20 protein-coding genes and 1 tRNA gene are annotated in these 22,617 nt (G+C 70.7%); 13 read left to right on the forward strand and 8 right to left on the reverse strand.

Annotation, left to right across the window (positions count from 1 at the left end):
- Positions 1-29 precede the first annotated feature (29 nt).
- On the reverse strand, positions 30-1,151 hold the full coding sequence (locus AB1046_RS19660) for a LacI family DNA-binding transcriptional regulator (RefSeq protein WP_369370975.1): 1,122 nt from the start codon (positions 1,149-1,151) through the stop codon (positions 30-32).
- Positions 1,152-1,256: 105 nt separating this feature from the next.
- On the opposite strand from AB1046_RS19660, the gene AB1046_RS19665 reads away from it, so the two are divergent.
- The gene (locus AB1046_RS19665; protein WP_369370976.1) at positions 1,257-2,489 is read left to right on the forward strand and encodes an MFS transporter; all 1,233 of its coding nucleotides are present in this window, start codon (positions 1,257-1,259) and stop codon (positions 2,487-2,489) included.
- A 157-nt stretch (positions 2,490-2,646) separates the two neighbouring features.
- Positions 2,647-3,840: a UDP-N-acetylmuramate dehydrogenase gene (locus AB1046_RS19670; protein ID WP_369370977.1), complete on the forward strand. Its 1,194-nt coding sequence runs from the start codon at positions 2,647-2,649 to the stop codon at positions 3,838-3,840.
- 3 nt (positions 3,841-3,843) lie between these two features.
- Here the strand turns inward: AB1046_RS19670 and AB1046_RS19675 are convergent, their stop codons facing one another.
- Both AB1046_RS19675 and AB1046_RS19680 read right to left on the reverse strand, forming a co-directional pair.
- Complete coding sequence (locus AB1046_RS19675) at positions 3,844-4,791, reverse strand: L,D-transpeptidase family protein (protein ID WP_369370978.1); 948 nt, start codon at positions 4,789-4,791, stop codon at positions 3,844-3,846.
- Between the two features lie 130 nt (positions 4,792-4,921).
- Complete coding sequence (locus AB1046_RS19680) at positions 4,922-5,995, reverse strand: adenosine deaminase (protein WP_369370979.1); 1,074 nt, start codon at positions 5,993-5,995, stop codon at positions 4,922-4,924.
- Positions 5,996-6,177: 182 nt separating this feature from the next.
- Here AB1046_RS19680 and AB1046_RS19685 point away from each other — a divergent pair, with 182 nt between their 5' ends.
- Positions 6,178-8,055, forward strand: a complete 1,878-nt coding sequence (locus AB1046_RS19685) for a protein kinase (protein ID WP_369370980.1) — start codon at positions 6,178-6,180, stop codon at positions 8,053-8,055.
- A 100-nt stretch (positions 8,056-8,155) separates the two neighbouring features.
- Here AB1046_RS19685 and AB1046_RS19690 read toward each other — a convergent pair whose 3' ends face one another.
- The 5 genes from AB1046_RS19690 to AB1046_RS19710 all read right to left on the reverse strand — a co-directional run bounded on the left by AB1046_RS19690 (position 8,156) and on the right by AB1046_RS19710 (position 12,220).
- Positions 8,156-8,452, reverse strand: a complete 297-nt coding sequence (locus tag AB1046_RS19690; protein WP_369370982.1) for a hypothetical protein — start codon at positions 8,450-8,452, stop codon at positions 8,156-8,158.
- 43 nt (positions 8,453-8,495) lie between these two features.
- Entirely contained in the window at positions 8,496-9,122 is a 627-nt protein-coding gene (locus AB1046_RS19695; protein ID WP_369370983.1) for a response regulator, read from the reverse strand.
- Positions 9,119-10,345 carry a sensor histidine kinase gene (locus tag AB1046_RS19700; protein WP_369370984.1) on the reverse strand — a complete coding sequence of 409 codons (1,227 nt, stop codon included), beginning with the start codon at positions 10,343-10,345 and terminating at the stop codon, positions 9,119-9,121. Before AB1046_RS19700 ends, AB1046_RS19695 begins: the two co-directional genes overlap by 4 nt.
- 118 nt (positions 10,346-10,463) lie before the next feature.
- Complete coding sequence (locus AB1046_RS19705) at positions 10,464-11,306, reverse strand: ABC transporter permease (RefSeq protein ID WP_369370985.1); 843 nt, start codon at positions 11,304-11,306, stop codon at positions 10,464-10,466.
- 8 nt (positions 11,307-11,314) lie between these two features.
- Positions 11,315-12,220, reverse strand: coding sequence for an ABC transporter ATP-binding protein (locus AB1046_RS19710; RefSeq protein ID WP_369370986.1), 906 nt, complete (start codon positions 12,218-12,220; stop codon positions 11,315-11,317).
- 253 nt (positions 12,221-12,473) lie between these two features.
- On the opposite strand from AB1046_RS19710, the gene AB1046_RS19715 reads away from it, so the two are divergent.
- The 10 genes from AB1046_RS19715 to AB1046_RS19760 all read left to right on the forward strand — a co-directional run bounded on the left by AB1046_RS19715 (position 12,474) and on the right by AB1046_RS19760 (position 22,509).
- Positions 12,474-12,549, forward strand: a tRNA-Trp gene (locus tag AB1046_RS19715).
- A gap of 101 nt (positions 12,550-12,650) precedes the next feature.
- Positions 12,651-12,896 carry a preprotein translocase subunit SecE gene (gene secE / locus AB1046_RS19720; protein WP_369370987.1) on the forward strand — a complete coding sequence of 82 codons (246 nt, stop codon included), beginning with the start codon at positions 12,651-12,653 and terminating at the stop codon, positions 12,894-12,896.
- 224 nt (positions 12,897-13,120) lie between these two features.
- Positions 13,121-13,951: a transcription termination/antitermination protein NusG gene (gene nusG, locus AB1046_RS19725; RefSeq protein WP_369370988.1), complete on the forward strand. Its 831-nt coding sequence runs from the start codon at positions 13,121-13,123 to the stop codon at positions 13,949-13,951.
- 74 nt (positions 13,952-14,025) lie between these two features.
- Positions 14,026-14,457, forward strand: coding sequence for a 50S ribosomal protein L11 (gene rplK / locus AB1046_RS19730; RefSeq protein ID WP_369370989.1), 432 nt, complete (start codon positions 14,026-14,028; stop codon positions 14,455-14,457).
- 122 nt (positions 14,458-14,579) lie between these two features.
- Positions 14,580-15,296 (forward strand): 50S ribosomal protein L1, encoded by a 717-nt coding sequence (gene rplA / locus AB1046_RS19735; protein WP_369370990.1) that lies wholly within the window; start codon positions 14,580-14,582, stop codon positions 15,294-15,296.
- 439 nt (positions 15,297-15,735) lie between these two features.
- Positions 15,736-16,773, forward strand: coding sequence for an IS30 family transposase (locus tag AB1046_RS19740; protein WP_369375639.1), 1,038 nt, complete (start codon positions 15,736-15,738; stop codon positions 16,771-16,773).
- 278 nt (positions 16,774-17,051) lie between these two features.
- A complete protein-coding gene (locus AB1046_RS19745; RefSeq protein WP_369370991.1) occupies positions 17,052-17,690 on the forward strand; it encodes an RNA polymerase sigma factor in 639 nt (212 codons plus the stop codon).
- Positions 17,681-18,241 (forward strand): hypothetical protein, encoded by a 561-nt coding sequence (locus AB1046_RS19750; RefSeq protein WP_369370992.1) that lies wholly within the window; start codon positions 17,681-17,683, stop codon positions 18,239-18,241. The genes AB1046_RS19745 and AB1046_RS19750 overlap by 10 nt, the downstream gene beginning before the upstream one ends.
- 125 nt (positions 18,242-18,366) lie before the next feature.
- Positions 18,367-19,875, forward strand: coding sequence for a S8 family serine peptidase (locus AB1046_RS19755; RefSeq protein WP_369370993.1), 1,509 nt, complete (start codon positions 18,367-18,369; stop codon positions 19,873-19,875).
- Between the two features lie 21 nt (positions 19,876-19,896).
- On the forward strand, positions 19,897-22,509 hold the full coding sequence (locus AB1046_RS19760) for a CHAT domain-containing protein (RefSeq protein ID WP_369370994.1): 2,613 nt from the start codon (positions 19,897-19,899) through the stop codon (positions 22,507-22,509).
- Positions 22,510-22,617 lie beyond the last annotated feature (108 nt).

Consider the following 22,617-nt stretch of genomic DNA (forward strand, 5'->3'; position numbering starts at 1 on the left):
CAGCAACGATCGCGCCCACAACCAATCGGTCAGTCCAGGTCCGGGACCGGGCCTGTTGTTGTGCCCTCTACCAGGGTTACCGGGAGGAGGACTGATTCCGGCTCCTCGCCGGCCAGGAGCGCGACGACGGCCAGGCCGAGCGCCCGGCCCTTCTCGACGAGCGGCTGGTGCACGCTGGTGAGCACGTCGGGGGAGAGCCACGGCAGGTCGAGGCCGTCGAACCCGGCCACTGAGACGTCCTCCGGCACGCGCAGGCCGAGCTCGCGCGCGGCGATCACGGCGCCCGCCGCGAGCAGGTCGGAGTGGGCGACGATCGCCGTCGGACGGTCGCGGGCCGGTGCCCACTCGGACAGGATCTCGGTGGCCGCGTCCCGCCCGTGCTCCACGAGCGAGGCCGGCGTCTCCCAGGAGATGACCGGCTCGACGACGTCCCGCACCCCGGCCAGGCGGTTGCGGGTGGGGGTGCGCTCGGCGGCGGCGAGCCGGGCGGCGTCGACCGGCCCCGACCGCTCGTCCCGCCCGAAGGGCAGCGTGATCTCCGCGATCCGCGTGTGTCCTAGCTCGACGAGGAGGCGTACCGCCTCGGCGGCGCCGTGCCGGTCGTCGACGCCGACCACGGGCACGCCGGGCACGTTCTGCCCCTCGCCGATCACGACGGGTACCCCCCGGCGCTGCAGCGCGGCGAGGTTCGGGTCGTCCTTCAGGGTGCCCCACACCAGCACCGCGACGTCCATCGCGGCGGCCTCGACCAGCGGGTCGACGGCGGCCGGCAGCCCCGCCTCGGCAGCGAGCCCGACGGACTGCGCAGTGGCACCCTGCCGCGTCCCCGGGACGAGCAGCACGCCCAGACCCTGCTCACCGATCGCGGAGACCAGGCCGTGCAGCACCTGCGTGGACACCGGGTCCCGGAACGACCGGCCCAGCTGGTCGCCGATCACGACGCCCACGATCCCGGAGCGGCCGGACCTCAGCTGCCGCCCGAGCGGGTTGGGCCCGGAGTACTCGAGCTCGCGGGCGGCCGCGAGGACCTTCTCCCGGGTCTCGGGGGTGATGGGCCCCGCGCCGGAGAAGGCGAGCGACGCGGTGGAGACGGAGACACCTGCCAGCTCGGCGACCTTCGCGAGGGTCGGACGTACGGTCTGGCGGGTCATCGCGGTTCCTTCTCTCGCATCGGGGTGTGCATCGGGGCGGAATCTGCTGGGCCGATCCCAGGTTGTGGCCTACGGTCGGGAGATTCAATCGCAACAAGGAGTTTTGTGCCTACTGCACACGCCGCCGCTCGTGCGGTCTTCGTAGTCTTCGCCGCCAGCGGGTTCGGCTTCGCGAGCTGGGCCTCGCGTCTCCCGGCCGTCCGGGACGGCCTCTCGTTCTCCGAGCAGGAGATGGGCCTGCTGCTGCTCACCGGGTCCATCGGCTCGGTCGCGGCGATCCCGCTCTCGGGGCTGGTCGCGGAGCGGTTCGGCACCGCGCGGACCGTCGTCACGTTCGCCGGCATCCTCGTGGCGGGGCTCACCGTGGCCGGGTTCGGTGTCGCGGCGGGCGAGCACCTCGCGGTCCGGCTCGGTCTGATCCTCTTCGGCGTGGGTGCCGGGGTCTGGGACGCCGCGATGAACCTCGAGGGCGCCGCCGTGGAGCAGCGCCTCGGCCGGGCGGTCATGCCGATCTTCCACGCCGGGTTCTCCTTCGGCACCGTGCTGGGCGCGGGCATCGGCGCCCTGGTGGCCACCGCGGGCGTCCCCGTGGTCTGGCACATCGTGGGGGCGGGTGTGATCGCCCTCCTGTCGGTCCTGGTGGCGGTCCGCTATTTCTCCCCGCGCGCGGTGACGGCGACACTGCCCGACGCCGGCGCGGGCAACGCTGACGGCGCCGATCCGGGCGAGTTGACCCCACCGCCGTCGGGCATCGGGGGGCTGTTTGCTGCCTGGCGGGAGCCGCGGACCCTGGCGATCGGGCTGGTGGTGCTCAGCGCGGCCCTCACCGAGGGTGTCGCGAACGACTGGGTGGGCCTCGCGGTGGTGGACGGCTTCGGCACGTCCGACGGGATGGGGGCCGTGGGCCTCGCCGTCTTCCTCACCGCCATGACAACCGCTCGGCTCGCCGGGACGCGGGCGATCGACCGGTTCGGCCGGGTCCCGGTGCTCGTTCTCTCGGCGGCGCTGGCGTTCGCGGGTGTGCTCACGTTCTCGCTGGTCCCGGTCCTGTGGCTGGCCCTGGTCGGCGTCGGACTGTGGGGGCTCGGCGCGGCGATGGGCTTCCCGATGGGCATGAGCGCGGCGTCCGACGAGCCGCGGCGGGCAGCGATGCGGGTGGCCGCGGTCTCGACCATCGCCTACACCGCGTTCTTCGTGGGGCCGCCGCTGATCGGATTCGTGGCGCACGCGACGGGCTACCGCCTGGCGGTGCTCGTGCTGCTCGTCCCGATGGTGCTGGGTCTCCTCGTGGCGCGCTCGGTCCGGCCTCTGCCGACGGCGGCCGGTGTGAAGAGGTAGTGCAGGCAGCGGACCGGCATATGCCCAGGACAGGGCCGCAAGTTCGCGGCGTAGAACACGTCTGCGGACACTAAAAGGTTCCAGAACTAGCAGACATCACCCACGCCATGTCGAAGATGTGCACAAAACCAACGCGACAGGTAGATAGGCTTGCACGGTGAGCCCATACCCGGCAGACACCGCCCAGGCGCAAGCGGTGGCCCCCAGCCTCGCTGACCTCACCACGCTCAGAGTGGGTGGCCCGGCAGCCTCGTTCGTCGAGGCGGAGGAAGAGGCCGCACTGATCGACGCGGTAAGCACCGCCGACGACGACGGTGTGCCGCTGCTCGTGGTGGGTGGCGGCTCGAACCTGCTGGTGGCTGACGAGGGTTTTGACGGCGTCGTCGTGCGCGACAACCGGAGCGGGATCGTCGTCGAGTCGAGCGACACCTGCGGTGGTGCAGTGGTGAGCGCGCCCGCCGGCCAGAACTGGGACGAGCTCGTGGAGCGCGCCGTCGACGAGGGCTGGGTCGGGGTCGAGTCGCTGTCCGGCATCCCCGGGACCGTCGGCGCCGCGCCTGTGCAGAACATCGGCGCCTACGGGCAGGAGCTCTCCGGGGTGGTCTCGCTGGTCCGCACCTGGGACCGGGCGGAGCGCCGGGTGCGCACCTTCCCCGTCGGAGAGCTGGCCTTCGGGTACCGCACGTCGCTGCTCAAGCGGTCCATGCACACCGAGGGCCGCGACGAGGACCCGCGCGCCCCCTGGTACCCGTCGCCGCGCTACGTGGTGCTGAGCGTCCAGTTCCAGTTCCGGCTCGGCACGCTGTCTGCGCCCGTGGGCTACGGCGAGCTGGCGCGCCGGCTGGGCGTCGAGGTGGGGCAGCGTGCGCCGATGAAGGATGTCCGCGAGACCGTGCTGGGGCTGCGCGGCGGCAAGGGGATGCTGCTCGACCGGCCGCCCTTCGGTGCGGCGCCGGACCACGACCGCTGGAACTCTGGGTCGTTCTTCACCAACCCCGTGATCCCCGTGGAGCAGCTGCGGCACCTGCCCGAGGACGCCCCCCGCTACCCGGTGCGCTCCGCCGCGCCGGAGACGACCACCGGCCCGAGCCTCGGCGCCATCGACCCGACGCTCGTGAAGACCAGCGCCGCCTGGCTCATCGAGCGGGCGGGCTTCGGCAAGGGCTTCGGCCTGGCGGGGGAGCACAGCCCGGCGCGGCTGTCGACCAAGCACACGCTCGCGATGACCAACCGCGGCGGCGCCCGGGCCGAGGACGTCGTTGCCCTGGCCCGGGCGGTGCGCGACGGGGTCCGGGACCGCTTCGGCGTCACCCTGGTCCCGGAGACCGTCCTGGTGGGCGTCTCCCTCTAAGGGTCAGTACACGACGACCGGAGTGCCCGCCGGTGCGCCCCAGGTGTCCCAGATCCAGTCCATCGCACCGTTCGAAACGCGCACGCAGCCGTGCGACGCCGGGAACGCGGGCACCGACGCCGAGCCGTGCACCGCGATGCCGCCCGTGAAGAACTTGGGCCGCCACATCTCGCCGAGCTCCAGGCCGGACTCGTACATCCGGTCCTCCGAGCGGTAAACCGCGAACGACCCGCGGGGCGTGTTCGCCCGGTAGGTGTTGCCCAGCGCCTCGTACGTCTCCCCGTTGCCGGACGACGCGTTGATGACCCGCACGACCCGGCCGTTCTCCACGGCGAGCACAAGCTGCCGGTCGATGTCGATCTCGAGCACCTTGCCCGACGACGTCTCCGCCTGCGGCACCACCCCGTCGTCCGCCGCGGCCTGCGTCTGGTCGCCGACCACACCGTCCCGGTAGAGGCCGCCGGCCTTCTGCAGCGCGAACACGGCCTGCTGCGTCTCGCCGCCGTACGTGTTGTCGACGGAGGTGATGAAGTAGCCGAGGTCCTGCAGGCGCTGCTGCAGTGCGCCCACGCGATCGCTGACCTCGCCGTACTGGATGTAGTCAGGAACTTCCGGCTCTTCCGGCTCCTCGGCGCCCTCGTCGTCTCCGGAGCCCTCCTCGGAACCCTCGTCAGTGCCGTCGGACGGCGACGGGCTCGCCTCCGGCTCCTCTGGCTGCGACTCGCTCGCGCTGGGTTCCGGGCTCGCCTCCGGCTCCTCGGGCGTGGGTGTAGGTGTGGGTGTCGCCGTGGGAGAGGTGGTCGTCGTGTCCGCCTCCGCCGGGGGCTCCTGATCACCACCACACGCGGACAGGAGGCTCGCGGTCAGCGCCAACGCGCCGAGCGTCCCCATCACCCTCTTGCCGACGACCCCGTTTGCGCCCTGGATCGACCTACCCTGTACTACCCGCATCGTGACTCCTCCTCGGCCGCGCCATCTGGGCTGACGCGGCGCCGCGCACGCGAGGATACGTCTTCCCCTTGTGTGTGCCCTGTATCTCTAGCTGACGCGCGGGAACCCACGAAGGTTGGTCGGTCGATCTTCACCCAATCGTGACAGTACCGCCTGCTGGGAGGGTTTCCAGGGCCTCGGTGAGGTCCGGGGTGAGCAGCCATTGGTCGACGCCGGCCAGCAGCCGCGCCTTGGTGGTCGACGACGCGCGGCTGGCCCGGATCGACGACGACGCCAGCGCCGCGAGCTCGGCGTCGGAGAACCCGTGCGCGCTCCGCGCGATCTGATACTGGTCGACGAGCCGCGACCCGAACAGGAGGGGGTCGTCGGCGCCGAGCGCCACGAGGGCGCCCGCGTTCACCAGGGTGCGCAGCGGCACCTCGCCCGCCTCGCTGTAGACGCCGAGGCCGATGTTCGAGCCGGGGTTCACCTCGAGGGCGACCCCGCGGTCCACGATGTCCGCGAGGACCCGCTCGTCCTCGGCCGCGCGCACGCCGTGCCCGATCCGGTCGGGCACCAGCTCACGCATGACCTCGCTGATGTGGTCGGGCCCCAGCAGCTCGCCGCCGTGCGGCACGGCGGCGAGGCCCGCCCGCCGCGCGATGTCGAACGCGGGCCCGAACTGGGACGTGTCCCCGCGGCGTTCGTCGTTGGAGAGCCCGAAGCCCACCACGTCGCCGACGCCGTCACCCGCGTACCGGGCGGCCAGCCGCGCGAGCGTGCGCGCGTCGAGCGGATGCTTCATGCGCGACGCCGCGATGACAACGGCCACCTCGATCCCGTGCGCGGCGCTCGCCACCCGGGCGGCGTCGAGGACTATCTCGACGGCGGGCGTGATGCCGCCGACGAACGGGGCGTAGGACGTCGGGTCCACCTGGATCTCGAGCCGGCCGGAGCCCTCGGCGGCGTCGTCGGCCGCTGCCTCGTCGACCAGCCGGCGCATGTCGGCCTCGGAGCGGACGCACGCGCGGGCGGCGTCGTACAGGCGCTGGAAGCGGAACCAGCCGCGTTCCGTGGCGGGCAGGCGCAGGGGGTCGTTGTCGATCAGCGCCTCGGGCAGCCGTACGCCGTATGCAGTTGCCATGTCGACGAGGGTCGGCACCCGCATGGATCCGGTGAAGTGCAGGTGGAGGTGCGCCTTTGGAAGGAGTGCGAGGTCGCGCATCTGCGTAGTCTGGCAAAGCGAGGGTCCTGCGGCAGCCGCTGTCGTGATACTCCGCACTACTCACACAACCCGGCGTCCATCTTTGGTGTGCGTGCGATCCGCTACGTATCCTGAGAAGAACATGCCCCAGATAGCCGAAATGACTGATTTACACGATGCGCAACCCGGACACCGGTGAACCAGTGAACGACGAGACCACGGGCAACGAGAACGCAGACAACACTGCGGAGCTCCCGGTCCACGCAGTCCTGGGCGGAAAGTACGAGCTGGTCGACGTCCTCGGCACCGGCGCGACGTTCACCGTCTACGAGGCACAGCGCGTAGCGGTCCCCGAGCCGGCTCCGTCCGACAACGACGAGACCGCAGACGACGACGAGACGGCAGACGACGAGACGGCCGCTGCCGCCGACGGCGAGCCGACGGACGACGCGACCGCCGACGGGGCGAGCGCCGACAAGGCTGACGCGGGCACGAGCGAGGCCGAGCCGGGCGAGGCGTCCGGCGACGACGAGCCGAAGTCGGACGCAACTGACGCTGACGCCGGCGAGCCCGGATCTGACGCTGACGCCGACGCGACCGCGGAGCTCCCCGAGCCTGCGGAGCCCGAGGTCGACCTCGACCAGCCGCTCGTCGTCAAGGTGCTGCACCCGCACCTGGTCGACGACCAGAACGCGCGCGACTCCTTGCGCCGCGAGGTCGAGGCCGCCGCGCTGGTGAACCACCCCGGCGTCGTAAAGGTGCTGGACTCCGGCGAGGAGGACGTCGCCGGCGCGAACGTGCCCTGGACCGTCATGAACCGGATGCCGGGCGTGTCCCTGTCCGACCTCGCCGGGGACACCGGCGTGCCCTGGCGCGACGCGCTGGCGATCATCGACGGCCTGCTGAAGGCGCTCGCCGCGGTGCACGCGGCGGGCCTGGTGCACCGCGACGTGGCGCCGCGCAACGTGATGGTCGACAAGCGGCCGGACGGCACTTTCGTCGTCGGGCTGATCGACCTCGGTCTCACGCGCCCCGCGGACGGCGAGGGCGACGGCGCCACCGTGTCCGGGTCGGTCATCGGCATGTCGCCGGAGCAGGCCCGCGGCAAGCCGCTGGACGCGCGCAGCGACATCTACGCCGTCGGCGCGCTCGCGTACTACGCGCTGACCGGGCACGCGCCGTACGAGCGCGCGCAGGCGGAGGACGTCCTGCGGGCGCACGTGAACGCGCCCGTGCCTGCGGCGTCGGCCCGTCGGGCGGCGGTCCCGGCGTCGGTGGACCGCCTGGTGTCCCGGGCGATGGCCAAGGACCCGAACCGCAGGTTCCCCACGGCCGCGGCGATGAGCGGGACCGTGACGATCCTGCTCGGCGGCCCCGCAGGCCGCATGGGCACCAGCGACGAGACCATGCAGCTGGGCGTCGGCGCCGGCGGCACCGAGGTGATCGACCCCGTCGCCGGGTCGGGCACGATGAAGCTGGGTCAGATCGACGGGGGCGACCGCACCACGACTATTGGCGCGATCGGCGCTGCGGGTGCCGTCGGAGCCGGGGCCGTCGAGCCCGCGCCGGCCTTTGTGCCGCCCTCGGCGGAGCTGCCCGAGGAGAAGCGGTCGTTCTGGCAGAAGATGACGACCGGCCGCGGCAGGGTGTGGACGATCGTGATCTTCGCGCTGCTCGTGTTCAGCGGCGCAGGCCTGGTGATCGCGAACATCCTGGGCGACAACGGGACGCCGGAGGTCACGCCGAGCCCGAGCCAGTCGTCGCAGCAGCCGTCGACGGACCCGACCCCGTCGTCCACCCCGTCCGAGACCGAGGAGGAGGTGGAGCCGACGCCGACGCCGACGCCGACTCCGACGCCCACTCCGACGCCGACCCCAACCCCGACGCCTACTCCCACACCCACGCCGACCCCGACTCCGACGCCGACTCCCACTCCGACCGAGGAGCCCACTCCGACCGAGGAGCCGACGCCGACCGAGGAGCCGACGCCGACCGGTGAGCCGACGCCAACCGGCGAGCCCACCGGCGACGGTGAGGCGGCCGACCCGGGCGCGGCTCTTGCCGGCACCGAGTCCCGGTAATTGGCAAGCAAACACTGCGCCCCTGACTCGGCGCACTCGGGACGCCGAGTCAGGGCCGCAGTCCGACCAGCAAGCTGACTCGCGGTACCAGGTCCGGAGCTCACACCTCCTGGAGGCGTTCCTTCAGGGCCATGGCGGCCCGCGCCCGAAGCATCGGCCCTTCGGCCTCCTCGTCGGACGCCGCGGCCGCGACGGTCGCCATGTGTGCCGCGAACCGGGCCTCGGCCGCCGCGATGGTGGCGTCCGGCTCGGCGCGGTACGCCTCGGCGACGTCGTTCAGTGCGTCGTCATGGAAGGTCACGCCCATGGTGTCGATCGGCACCGCGACGTCGTAGATCGCTGAAACGACCGCCGCCTCGACGCGTGCCGTGATGTCCGTCTCGTCCAAGTTGTTCATGCGCGCAACCTATCGGGACCGGCACCGCCGCGTCCCGGAAAGTTCAGGCGATCCAGCCGCGCTCCCGGGCCACCGTCACGGCCGCCGTCCGGTCGGCGACGCCGAGCTTGGCGAACGCCCGCAGCAGGTGCGTCTTGACCGTCGCCTCGCTGATGAACAGCTCGCGTCCGACCTCCGCGTTCGACCGGCCCAGCGCCACGAGCGTGAGCACCTCCGCCTCCCGGGTGGAGGGCCGCTCGGCGATCGTGCGGACCGAGCTGACCAGGCGCGTCGCCACGCTCGGCGCCAGCACCGTCTCACCCCGCGCCGCCGCCCGCACACCCGCGACGAGCACGGCGCGGGGTGTGTCCTTGAGCAGGTACCCGGTCGCCCCGGCCTCGACGGCGCGCAGGATGTCGGCGTCGGTGTCGTAGGTGGTCAGCACCACAACACGCGGCCCTCTGCCCGCACCTCCCGCGGCGACGATCCCGGCGGTCGCCGCGACGCCGTCCAGCACCGGCATCCGCAGGTCCATCAGCACGACGTCGGGCCGCAGCGTGGCCGCCAGGTCCACAGCTTCCTGGCCGTCGGCGGCCTCGCCCACCACCTCGAGGTCGTCCTCGACCGCGAGCATGCCCGCCAGCCCCGACCGCACCACCGGATGGTCGTCCACCACCAGCACCCGGATCATCGCGCCACCCCCTGTGTTCCTGTTGTCGTGTCGACCGATCCGTTGGCCGGCCCGTCCACCGGGACCCGGGCGCGCAGCGTCGTGCCGCCGCCGTCCCCCGGGCCGACCGCGAGCGTGCCGCCCGCCGACCGCACACGCTCCCGCATGCCGGCCAGCCCGAACCCGTCGGCGACATCCGCGCCGAGGCCCCGGCCGTCGTCCGACACCGTGAGCGTCACCTCTCCCTCGGCACGCCCCAGCCGCACGACGACGGAGCGTGCCTGCGCGTGCCGACGCACGTTCGCGAACGCCTCCTGCGCCGCCCGCAGCAGCACCACCTCGACCGCCGGCGTGAGCGCCCCGACCCGATCGGTCTCGACGGTCACGGCCAGGCCGGTCTCCTCCGCGAACCGGCTCCCGAGGCGGCCCAGCGCCTGCGGGAGCGACGCGTCCTGCAGCGCTACGGGGGCAAACGCGGCCACCAGGGCGCGGGCCTCGGCCAGGTTTTCGCGGGCCGTGTCCTCGACGACGTGCAGGCGCTCACGCACCGCGCCGTCGTCCCCGAGATCAAGGGCGGCCGTCGCGGCCTGGGCCTGCATGACCACGCTCGTGAACCCCTGGGCGAGGGTGTCGTGGATCTCCCGGGCGAGCCGCTCCCGCTCGGCGGTCACCCCGGCCTCGTGGTTCGAGCGCGCCAGCTCAGCCTGCGCCGCCTGCAGCTGGTCGAGAAGCCGCGCGTGCTCCTCGGCACGCTGCATCGCCACGTGGAACCAGAGCCCCAGCCCGATCGCGAACACGAGCGTCACCGCCATCTGCGGCGCCACCTGGCCCAGGACAGCGGGGTCGAAGCCGTACCCCGCCGAGACGCCGATCGTCACCGCCACCCCGAGCACCACGCAGCCGACCACACCCCGCCGGATCGACGTCAGCAGCATCCACACCTGCGCGAACGCGATGAACATCAAGAACTGGGCCACGCCGCCCTGCGACACCGCCACTCCCGTGCCCAGGACCAGCACCACCAGGTACGCGACGGCGGGCCGCTGGTCCCGCGAACGGGCTGCCCGGGCGCCCCATACCGCGTAGGCCACGACGATCGCCGCCAGCGCCGCGTACGCGACGGCGAGCCGCGAGCCCCGCGTCCCCTCCAGCACGAGGGCGACGGCGGTCAGCGCCACGATCACGCCGAACGCCGCATCCCACCACCGCACCTGCTGCCCCCACCCGGCGTACAGGCGCTCCATGGCGCGGTCTGCGCTGCGCCCTTCGTCAGCCGTGACGGTGTCTTCTCGACGTCTTCCTCGTGCTCCGCTTCGGGCGGGTGCCTCGTTCTTCGGCTCCCACCCTGCGCTGCGCCCTTCGTCAGCCGTCATCGTGCCGTCGCCACCGGAACGTCCGCGTACCTACCACGAGCCCCACGACCAGCCATGCCGCCAGTACAGCAGCCGTCGCCCCGGGCTGCCAGGCCCCGACCGGTTCGGCCGCGGCGAAGGCGTCCGGCAGGAACACGGACCGCATCCCCTGCGCTATCCACTTGAGCGGGAACAGCGCCGACAGGTCCAGCATCCAGCCCGGGATCTGGCTCACCGAGAAGAACACCCCCGACGTGAACTGCAGCACCAGCAGCGGCGCCACCACCACGGCGCTCGCGGACCGGCCGGAGCGGGGCACCGACGAGTAGGCGACGCCGCACACCGCCCCGGCCGCCGTGCCGAGCACGAACACCCAGGCGAACGTGGCCCAGCGGCCGGCGTCGTCGGGCAGGGGGACGTCGAAGACGAGGGCGGCGACCGCGAGCAGCAGGGCGGTCTGCACCAGCACGGTGACCAGCGACAGGAAGATCTTGCCCAGGAAGTACGACGTGGCGGGCAGCGGCGTCGCACGCAGGCGCTTGAGCGAACCGTCGTCGCGCTCGACCGCGATCGAGATCGCGAGCGTCTGGTAGGTGGAGAGCATGACGCCGGTCGCGACCATGCCGGGCAGGAAGTACTGCGCGAAGCTCACGGTGACGCCGTTCGCGACGATCGGGTCGTCGTCGCCGAACACCGTCGCGAAGATCGCGAGCATGACTATGGGATAGGCGAAGCCGAAGATCATCGAGTCGCGCTCGCGCACGAACTGCAGCAGCTCCACGCCGGCGCGCACCAGCCCGAGGCGGAGCGTGCCGGGCAGCTTCCGGGGTGTGGTCGAGGTTGTGCCGGTCATCGTCGGGCTCATCGCGCCGCCTCAACTTTCACGTCGTCGGTCAGGGTCTCGCCGATCAGGGACAGGTACACGTCTTCGAGCGTCGGGCGGGTCACGGACAGGCCGGGTACCTCGCCGTCGGGCCCTGCCTGCGCCATCAGCCGGCCGACGACGGCGGTGGGCCGCTCGGTCCGCTCGGTGCGCCGCACGCCGCCGTCGTCCCACGCGACCACCGGGGTGCGGGCCTCGGGCCCGCCCAAGCTGTCGGGTGTGCCCTGAGCCACCACCACTCCGTCGCGCACGACGATCACCCGGTCGGCGAGCTGGGCGGCCTCGTCCAGGTAGTGCGTGGTGAGCAGGATCGTGGTGCCGCCCTCCCGCAGCCCGGTCACGAGGTCCCAGAAGGAGTGCCGGGCCTGCGGGTCGAACCCGGTGGTGGGCTCGTCCAGGAACAGCAGCTCGGGCCGCCCGACGATCCCGAGCGCCACGTCGAGCCTGCGCCGCTGCCCGCCCGACAGCCCGCGGGTCCGCGTTCGGGCCTTCTCCGTGAGCCCGACGGCGGCGATCACCTCGGCCGGGTCCCGCGGGTCGGGGTAGTACGCGGCCGCCGCGCGCACGATCTCCGTGACGGTGAGCTCGTACAGGTCCCGGGATTCCTGCCCGACGACGCCGATCCGCGCCCGCCACGCCCGCCCGCCGTCGCGCGGGTCCTCGCCGAGCACGGAGACGGAGCCGTCGTCCCGGTCGCGGAAACCCTCAAGGATCTCCACCGTGGTGGTCTTGCCCGCGCCGTTGGGGCCGAGGACCGCCACTATCTCGCCGGGGGCGACGTCGAGGTCCAGGCCGTCGACGGCGTCCTTGTATCCGGTGCGAGGGGTGCCGTACCGCTTGCGGAGGCCGCGTACTCGCACGGCCAGGGGGTCGGAGGTCTGCATGCCTCGAGTTTGCTCCGGCCGGGGTCTGCCCAGGGACGCCCGTTCGGCTGCCATCGCTGTCCACCGTTCGACGGACAGCGGCAGGCCGCGGGGCTTGTGGGGGACCCGTGCGAGGGTGCTCGGGGACCGCCCGGAACGGGTTCGACCTACGGCCGTGGGTGCCGTACAGTTGTGCCTCGGTGATCGATGCTCACCTGATATGGCGCGCCTCTCCTGAGGGTTTGGCGGTCCATGACAACGGCATCGAACACAAAGGGTAGTGGCGCAATTGGTAGCGCAGCGGTCTCCAAAACCGCAGGTTGCAGGTTCGAGCCCTGTCTACCCTGCCAGCGTGAACCCCAGCGGGGCCGCGCGCAGCGGGCCCACGTGAGTGGACCTGGAACGCCAGTCCGCGCCGCCCGGCGCGCCGGGCCACAGGAGTGGGGTAGCAGTGAGCGACACCGAGGTCATCCAGAGCGCCGCGGAGCGTCCGAGCAAGGGCGGCGGCAACATCTTCGCCCGAATCGCGCTCTTCGTGCGCCAGGTGGTGGCCGAGCTCAAGAAGGTCGTCTCACCGACGCGTTCCGAGCTCGTGACGTACACCACCGTTGTGCTCGTCTTCCTGATCGTGGTCATGATCTTCGTGGTCGCGCTGGACTACGCGTTCGGCATGCTCGCCGGCTGGGTCTTCGCCTGATCGAGGCCTTCGCCGACGGGAGTTGACGCCGCCGCAGGCGGTCCGGGTGCGCCGGCCAAGCACATGGGGCACGCTGCGCAGTACTTCGCTGTGATCGTTCTCGCCTGTCGCTGATTGTCGCTTCGCGGCAGTTTCGCGCGACAATGGACGGACACAGCTCGTAGAGGTACGCACACCCGTGCCGGGCGTAGCCCCGGCGCACGAAGAGAAAGCAGGTTCGTTTCGTGTCTCAGGACTCTCTGGACCAGACGGAGAACGTCTCGCCTCCCGCCGGCGACGAGGCGACCGTCGACGCGCCCTTGGACGCCGAGAACACGGACGTGCTTGCGGACGCCGAGACCGACGTCGAGACCACGGACGACGAGACCACGGACGACGGTGAGGTCGAGGGCGACGCCACCGACGAGCGCCCCGTTGACGCCGACGGCGACGTCATCGTGGACGAGGTCGAGGAGTTCAAGCGAACCCTCCGCTCCCAGTTCGGCGACTGGTACGTCATCCACTCGTACGCCGGCTACGAGAAGCGTGTGAAGACCAACCTCGAGAACCGGATCCAGAGCCTGAACATGGAAGATTTCATCTTCCAGGTCGAGGTTCCGATGGAAGAGGTCGCCGAGATCAAGAACGCGCAGAAGAAGATCGTGAGCCGGGTTCGCATCCCGGGCTACGTCCTCGTGCGCATGGACCTGACCGACGAGTCGTGGGGCGCCGTGCGGCACACGCCGGGTGTCACGGGCTTCGTCGGGCACACGCACCAGCCGGTGCCGCTGAGCTTCGACGAGATCTACTCGATGCTCGCGCCGTCGATGCTGCCGAAGCAGACCGAGGCCGGCCAGTCGGCCGCCGGTGGCGGCGGGGCGACCGGTGGCAAGGCCCCGGTCCACGTCGACTTCGAGGTCGGCGAGTCGGTGACCGTGACCGACGGTCCGTTCGACACGCTGCCCGCCTCGATCTCCGAGATCAACGTCGAGGCCCAGAAGCTCAAGGTCCTCGTCTCAATCTTCGGCCGGGAGACCCCGGTCGAGCTGGGGTTCAACCAGGTCGCCAAGATCTGACCGTTCGTTCCTCAGCATTTGCAACCGGGTCATCGCCCACGGCGTCGGCCTAATCGAACAGAAGGTAGAAAAGCATGCCCCCGAAGAAGAAGGTCTCCGGCCTCATCAAGCTGCAGATCAACGCTGGCGCAGCGACGCCGGCTCCGCCGATCGGCCCCGCACTGGGTCAGCACGGCGTGAACATCATGGAGTTCTGCAAGGCGTACAACGCCGCGACCGAGTCGCAGCGCGGCAACGTCGTCCCGGTCGAGATCACGGTGTACGAGGACCGCTCGTTCACGTTCATCACCAAGACCCCGCCGGCCGCCGAGCTGATCAAGAAGGCCGCTGGTGTGCCCAAGGGCTCGCCGACGCCGCACACGGTCAAGGTCGCCTCGATCACGAAGGCCCAGGTCCGTGAGATCGCCACGACCAAGCTGCCGGACCTGAACGCGAACGACCTCGACGCCGCTTCGCTGATCATCGCGGGCACGGCCCGCTCCATGGGCATCACCGTTTCCGAGTGATCCCATCGTTGTGGGCGCGATCTTTGCGCCCATGACGGGCGCGTAGTAGCAACTATCGCGCCCACAACGAACCAACACAGTGGCAGGGCCATCGGGCCCGCTACGACCACAAGGAGAGAAACATGGCTAAGCGCAGCAAGGCGTACCTCGCCGCCGCAGAGAAGATCGACAGCGACGCGCTGTACGCGCCGCTCGACGCGATCAAGCTCGCCAAGGAGACCGCCACCGTCAAGTACGACGCGACCGTCGAGGTTGCGTTCCGGCTGAGCGTCGACCCGCGCAAGGCGGACCAGATGGTCCGTGGCACGGTCAACCTGCCGAACGGCACGGGCAAGACCGCCAAGGTCATCGTGTTCGCCAACGCCGCCAAGGCGGAGGAGGCCCGCGCGGCCGGTGCCGACGAGGTCGGCGGCGACGACCTGATCGAGAAGGTGGCCGCCGGCTACACGGACTTCGACGCGGCAGTTGCCACGCCGGACCTCATGGGCAAGGTCGGTCGCCTCGGTAAGGTGCTGGGCCCCCGCGGCCTCATGCCGAACCCGAAGACCGGCACCGTGACGATGGACGTGACCAAGGCTGTCACCGACATCAAGGGCGGCAAGATCGAGTTCCGCGTCGACAAGCACGCGAACCTGCACTTCATCATCGGCAAGGCCTCCTTCACGGAGACCCAGCTGCTGGAGAACTACGCGGCAGCGCTCGACGAGGTCCTGCGCCTCAAGCCGTCGTCCGCGAAGGGTCGCTACATCAGCAAGGCGACCATGACCACGACGATGGGCCCCGGCATCCCGCTGGACCAGAGCAAGACCACCAAGCTGCTGGAAGACGCCTCGGCCTGAGCCGAGCGCTCCTGAGCGCGAGAAGGCCCGCATCCCTCAAGGCGGGTTCTACCGATCCCCGCAACACCCTGGATTTCAGGGAGTTGCGGGGATCGTGGTTTCTGAGGAGTTGAGAGCGAGGTTCTTCGAGGCCTTGGACCGGGAGAATGGCAGCATCTCGGGTGCTGCTCGGGTTGTCGGTGTGAACCGCGCGACGGCGGGCGGGTGGGCGCGCAGGGCTGGTGTTCGCGGGCGTGGCAAGCCCGGCAGGGCCGGGCATCCGCGGCGGGCGGAGTACGACCGGCTTCGCGCGGCCGGTGTTCGACGACGTGATGCTGCAGCGCAGGTCGGGGTCCATGAGCGCACGGCCGAGGACTGGGACCACGGGATCCGCAAGGGTAAACACACGCGCCTGCGCCCCGACGGTCGTCTGATCGACTACAAGACCGGTGTGACCACCATCGTCCCCACGTCCTTGGCGCCGTCTCTCGCGGCCCTCGAGGCGCAGCTGCATCCCCGGTTCCTGACGGTGGCGGAACGGGAACAGATCGCGGATCTGCGTCGACGAGGTCAGTCGCTGCGGGCGATCGGGCGGGCGCTGGGCCGGCCGGCGTCCACGATCAAGCGCGAGCTCGACGCCCGCTCGACCCAGGGTGACTACCGGCCGCACCGGGCGCAGCGGGCGTGGGCGACCAGCCGCGCACGGTCCAGGACGTCCAAGCTCGCCCAGGACGGTCCGCTGCGCGACTATGTCGCGGCCCGGCTGGCCGAGCAGTGGTCGCCCGAGCAGATCTGCCACGCTCTGGTGCAGGAGTTTCCCCACGACGAGAGCATGCGGGTGAGCACGGAGACGATCTACCAGGCGATCTACGTCCAGGCCCGTGGCGGGCTACGACGTGAGGTCACCGATGCGCTGCGCACCGGACGCACTCGCCGCAAACCGCACAGGAGCCCAGAGCAGCGCGCGCCCCGGTTCGTCGACGAGATGGTCATGATCTCCGAGCGCCCTGCCGAGGTCGCCGACCGGGCCGTGCCCGGCCACTGGGAAGGCGACCTGATCGTCGGCACCGGCTCCCAGTCCGCGATCGTGACTCTCGTTGAACGCTCGACGCGCTACGTGATGCTCGGGCACCTACCCGGCGGGCACACCGCCGAGGAAGTCCGCGACGTGCTCGTGCCGCTGATCAAGACGTTGCCCGAGCACCTGCGCGGGTCGCTGACCTGGGACCAGGGCTGCGAGATGGCTGCGCACAAGCAGTTCACCGTGGCGACCGGCGTGCCGGTCTACTTCTGCGACCCGCACTCTCCATGGCAGCGCGGCAGCAACGAGAACACCAACGGGCTCCTGCGCCAGTACTTCCCCAAGGGCACCGACCTGTCAGTCCACACAGCCACAGACCTCGAGCGTGTCGCCCAGCGACTCAACGGCCGACCACGCAAGACGCTCGACTGGAGAACTCCAGCCGAGCGTCTGCGTGATCTACTGACAGCCGTCTAGGACCATCAGGTGTTGCGAAGACCGCTAGAAACCGCCCAAAGGGATGCGGGCCTTTTTGAATTTCCATCAGCAACTATGTATCGAACCGGGCGCTCGCCCCTCTTGTCAGGTGAACGGCATCGAGCCGACGTGCGCCGAGGAGAGAGGGGGAGTGCCTGATGGGCACTGCTTTTAACCTCCCCGGATCCGCGAGCTCGGCCGTAGACTCGGCTGGTCCAAGTGCTCCACGTCCCCTACCGGACGCGGAAACAACTGCCAGCAGAGAATCCCGTGGTGCAATGACAGGATCAAGGGAGGCCCTGCCCGACGTCGACGGGCACGGCCCCGGACCAACGCTCGGCGATCGCGCCGCGATCGCCTTGACCGAGTACCGCGAAGGTAACCACCAAGCGCTCGGCGAGCTGGTCCGCGAGGCGACCCCGTTGCTGTGGCACACGGTCCGCGCACAGGGAGTCGATCCGGACGCCGCGGAGGACGTGGTGCAGAGCACCTGGGTGGCCCTCGTCCGGCACGCCGACTCGATCGCGGAGCCCAAGGCAGTCCTGAAGTGGCTCCTGGTGACTGCGAAGCGCGCCGCCTGGGAGTCCGTGCGCAAGCACCGTGACGACGAGAAGCGCCGCACCGAGCTCCCGGACGACAGCCCGGAGCACCCGATGGCGCTGCCCGCGAAGGACCCGCTGCCGGACGCCGAGGTGCTGCGCGAAGAACGCGATCGCATCCTGTGGACGTCACTCCAGAAACTTCCCGGACGCTGCCAAGAGCTGCTGCGTCTGGTCTCGCTCGCCGATCGGCCGGACTACCGGCACATCTCGGCGGCGATCGGAATGCCGATGGGTTCCATCGGCTCGACTCGTGGGCGCTGCTTGGCAAAGCTGCGCACCATCCTCGACGAGCAGGGGGACTTCTCGTGGACCTGACGCCGGAACCGAACAAGGACGACGAGGCCATGGGGCACCTCACGTTCGACCCGAAGGGCGAGCTGGACGCCGGAGACGGGGTAGTGCTGACCCGTCTCGCCCAGCTGGTCGAGGCCGTCGACCCGGTACCGAGCGACCTCGTCGAGCGCTCGCTGTTCGCGATCACGCTGGCCGGCCTCGAGGCCGACCTGATGGAGGCCGTCTACCTCGACGCGCCGCTCGCAGGCGTCCGGGGGGCCGCCGCAGCAGCACGCGCAGACGACACGGCACCCGCCGAGGCGAAGACGATCACCTTCACGCACGACTCGCTGACCGTCATGATCAGCCTCTCCCCGTCCGCGGGGGGCAAGGTCCGCATAGACGGCTGGGCCGCCCCGGCGGCCGGCCTGGACGTGGAACTGCACCGACCGGGGGTCGACGTCGTCACTGTCGCCTCCGACGAGGACGGCCGGTTCGCCTTCGACTCCGTCGAGCGTGGTCGCGCGAGCCTGGTGGTTCGCCGGACCGACGGCGGCGGCGGGGCTGTGAGCACACCCGTTATCGAGCTTTGAACTCCTGAGTTCTGAACTGCTTGCTCTGTCTGACTTACTGAATCTGACCATCTGACCCGGCCGAGGGGCGCGGCGGGGCTATTGAGTGCGCCTATCGATGGAGAGGTACCGCTGTGAGTGAGTCCATGCCTGAAGGAATGCACGTCAGGGACCACGCCGGAGGTTGGCGGCCGGTCCGCGAGCTGGACCCTGCATCGGACCAGCTGCCGGGTGGCCGTCTCGCGCCGACCCGCTACGTTCGCGACCGAGTGATCGTCCGCGGCGACGCCGAGGGTGGCCACAACGCACTCCTGGACCTGATCACTGCTCGGGCCCGCGAGAACGGCGTGACCGTGACGACCGGCGACTTCGACCAGGCGCCGTCGCGTGAAGGTGCCGATGGCCTGGGCGGCCGGCCCGATGTCGAGGTACGCCTCGACGACGTACGGGACGACTGGGACGCGCTCGGCCTGATGGCGGCGGTCGCGGAGGAAGCGGGGGACGACCGCGTGCGGGTGTCGCTGGACCACGTGGTGACCGGCCACCGGAACAACGGTGGCTTCGGCAACCCGGACGAGCGGGTGCCCGCCACGTATCCCGGTGCGCCTCCGGTCCGCCGCGCGGACGGCCCGTCGCCTCTGGTGACCCGCGCAGGCGTCGACCGGCCGGTGGTCGCGATCCTGGACACGGGAATTGGACGGCACCCGTGGTTCGACGCGCCGGGAACCGTGGTGCTTCGCGACGCGACCCTCGACGGTCGGCCCATCGGGACCTATCCCGAGGAAGACGTCGATGCAGAGCGTGAGGGGCGTCGGGACGGCCATGCCTCACCGCTGGACCCGTATGCGGGCCACGGCACCTTCATCGCCGGCGTGGTTCACCAGATCTGCCCCGACGCGGCGCTGCTGCCGGTGCGGGTGTACGGCGGGGACGGGATGGCCTCTGAGTGGGACTTCGCGCGTTCCGTGGAGCGGCTGCTGGAGTTCCACCTCCGTGGGCTGGCGGGAGTGCCGGGGTACTTCCCCGTCGACGTCGTGGTGATCGCGAGCGGCTACTACCTGGAGCACCCCGAAGACGACGACGACTACGAGGGCATCTATCGTGGTCGGCTCCGCGACCTGCGCCGGGCTGGTGTGCTCGTCGCGGTGTCCGCCGGCAACGACGGATCCATGCGTAAGGCGTTCCCGGCGGGGTGGGCGCCGCCGGTCCGACGGACACGTGACGGGGTGGTGCCGGGAGACCTGCACGATCTCAGCCCCGACTACACGCCGCTCCTCGGGGTCGCGGCGTCCAACCCGGACGGCACCCTGGCCATCTTCAGCAACGATGGGCCATGGATCGCAGCTGTTCGCCCGGGCGTGCAGGTTCTGAGCACCATGCCCACCACGTTCGATGGGGCTGGCAAGGGTGAGCGGACCGCGGACGGGCTGCGATATGCAGTCGATCCGGACGACTTCACCGGCGGTTTCGGGACCTGGAGCGGAACCTCGTTCTCGGCGCCCTTCCTCGCGGGACAGCTGGCGAGTGCGACCTACGCGCGCCGGGTGGCCGGCGAACTGCCGGCGTCAGATGTGACAGGGCGTGTCCGTGACGCCTGGCATGCTGTGCTTCAGGTCGGGGACCTCTACTCGGAGGTGCCTGGAGTAACGGTGTGATGAGCTGACTCGGGGGGCGCGGTGAGCGGTACGGGCTTCGAGGCGCTCGCGGAGCGGTTTGAGCGCGCTCGAGACTGGAATACCCGGGCCCGCCCGAGTCGCGCTCGCCGCGAGTTCAAGGCGCTGCTCCGCGATCTTGGTCGGTACAGCGAAACGGACGTGGTTGATGCGGACCGGGTGAAGTGGGCATGGCTCATCGCGCGATCCTGGATGGGCCTTGCGCAGGCGGACCTCGCCATTTCGGGAGATCTCTCGGCAGCGTTTGAGGCGCTTGACCAGGCGCTCGGCGCTGCACAATTGCTCGACGGAGCAGAGCGCCGCCGCATCGAGGCGGTGACGGCTGGCCAGCGGGGGTTGTTCCTGCTCCGGGTCGCGGGGGAGCCTGCGGAAGCGTTGCGGCTTTTCGACCAGGTATTGGCGGTCAGCGATGCTGGGGCACCGCGGGACCTGGCGATGGCCTACCTCAACCGGGCCGTCGCTCTGTCCGACCTGGGGGACGTTGAGGGCGCCCTGGCGGACGATCTGGCGGCCGTGCGCCATGCGGAAGCGGCGGGCGCTCCAGTGCTCGTGGCGTTCGCGCGACACAACGCTGGCTACTACCTGAGCATGCTTGGTGACGCGCCAGCGGGTCTTGCCGAGATGGCGGCCGCGCGCAGGTTGGCTCCGGAACAGGACGATGGCATTCCACTTCTCGGGCGTGCAGAGGTTCTGTATGGCGTCGGCTTGGTGGACGAGGCGGAAGCGTTGCTAGACGAGGCGATCCCGCAGCTACTGAAGGCGGGACGGCGTATCGATCGGGCAATCGCGGAGTATGTCCGGGCTCGATGTCTTCTCGCGCTCCTCCGTTTCGAGGAGGCGGCGGGTTTCGCGGCTCGGGCGCGTACCCACTTCATAGCCGTGGGCTACGAACAATGGGCTGTGCTTGCACGCGTGCTTGAGTTAGAGGCTGCCTTGGCCCCGGCCCGACGTAGTGCAAGGGCGCTGTCGAGCAGTGCTATCCGTCGCCGTGCCTCGCAGGCGCTTGCTGCTGCCAAAGAAGGCGATGCTGCCGGACCGGTCCTGGGGCAGCACCCCGGCCACGCCGCACGGTTGGTCGCGGCACAGTGGCTCATGCTCCAGGGCGACCTCGGTGCGGCTCGCAATGCGCTGGCTGAACTTCCCCGTGGCCTTACCAGCGCTCCGTTGACCATGCGGATCCAGCACTACACGGCTCGGGCCGAGCTTGCGTTTGCGGCGGGCGATCGCGACAAAGGGCTCCGAGCGGTCCGTTCGGGCCTGGGCCTGCTTGCCGACCATCGCAGCAGGTTCGGCTCCGTCGAGTCGGTCACCGCCGCTGCCACGCACGGCGTCGACCTAACCCGCATCGATGTCGAGGCTGCTGCCCGCACGGGTAGGTCGGCTGCCCTATTCGACGCGTTGGAGCGCGGCCGTGCCACGTTCGCGGGCACGGGCCGAGTCACGCCGCCAAACGACCCGGAGGCGGCAGCGCTCCTCACAGAGGCGCGTGGGTTGCTGGCAAAGGCCCGCGAACTGGGAGCTGCCGAAGCCAAGGAGCGTGAGCGGCTCACTCGCCGCGCTCATCGGATCCAGAATGAGGTCCGGGAGCGCTCATGGCAGCACGCGGGCAACGCGGGCGCTGTCCAGCGCTCGGTGACGGCTCGCGAGCTCCGGCGTGTCCTCGCCGAGCGGCACGACGACACCAACGTGGTTGCGAACTTCTCAGTCATCGACGGCGCACTGCGCTGCGTCCGCATTGACGCTCACGGCGTGACCACCATCGACTTCGGCCCCGCCGAAGAGGTGACCGAGCGCGTCCGCCGCCTCAGCGCCGACTTCGCCATGGCCGCCAACGACCTCATCCCGGTACCCCTGCGTGCCGCAGCCAACACGTCGCTGGAACGCAACCTCAAGGTTCTCGACGGCATCCTGCTCGCCCCGCTCCGCGCCCACGGCGACCTGTACGTCGTCGCCCGCGAGCCCCTGCTCAGCGTCCCCTGGAGCGCCCTCCCGTCCCGCAGCGGTCTGCGCACAGCGGTCAACTCGTACGTCGCCCGCGGCCGTACCCACGCGCGGCCGAGCGGCAAGCGCCGCCTCCTCGCGGCCGCGGGCCCCGGGGTGGACCACGGCACTGACGAGGCGCACGCCGTCGGCCGGCAGTGGGCTGGCGCCACCGTGCTGACCGGGGACCACGCCGTCACCGAGCACGTCCGCAAGGCCCTCGCCACGCATGACGTCGTGCACCTCGCCACCCACGGCCAGCACGACGCCGACAACCCGCTGTTCGCGAGCATCGACCTCGCGGACGGCCCGCTGTTCGCCCACGAGCTCGACGGCACACCCTTGCCGGGCTCGGTGGTGATCCTGTCGTCGTGCGAGGTGGGCGGTTCCACTCAGGTGCTCGGCGGTGAGGTGCTCGGCCTGACGTCGGTGCTCCTGCGCCTGGGCGCCCGCGCGGTCATCGCGTCCGTCGCCAAGCTCTCTGACGAGCTCGCCGCCCGCGTCATGCCCCGCCTGCACGCCCACCTGCGTGACACCGACGACCCGGAGGCGGCGCTCGCGGCCGCCCTCAAGGATGTGGCCGTGCCGGTGCCGCTGGTCTGCTTCAGCTCGGTCGAGGGCCTCACCCCCGGGTGATTCGCCGTCGAGCCTGCGGCCTGTTGCTCGGTTCGAGGCTCCGACCTGCAACGTTGCGTCACGAGTGACATGAGGTTGCGTCACCCAGTGACATAAGGCACTTCACCC

Origin of the sequence: Promicromonospora sp. Populi, assembly GCF_041081105.1 — a bacterium.
Lineage (GTDB): Bacteria > Actinomycetota > Actinomycetes > Actinomycetales > Cellulomonadaceae > Promicromonospora.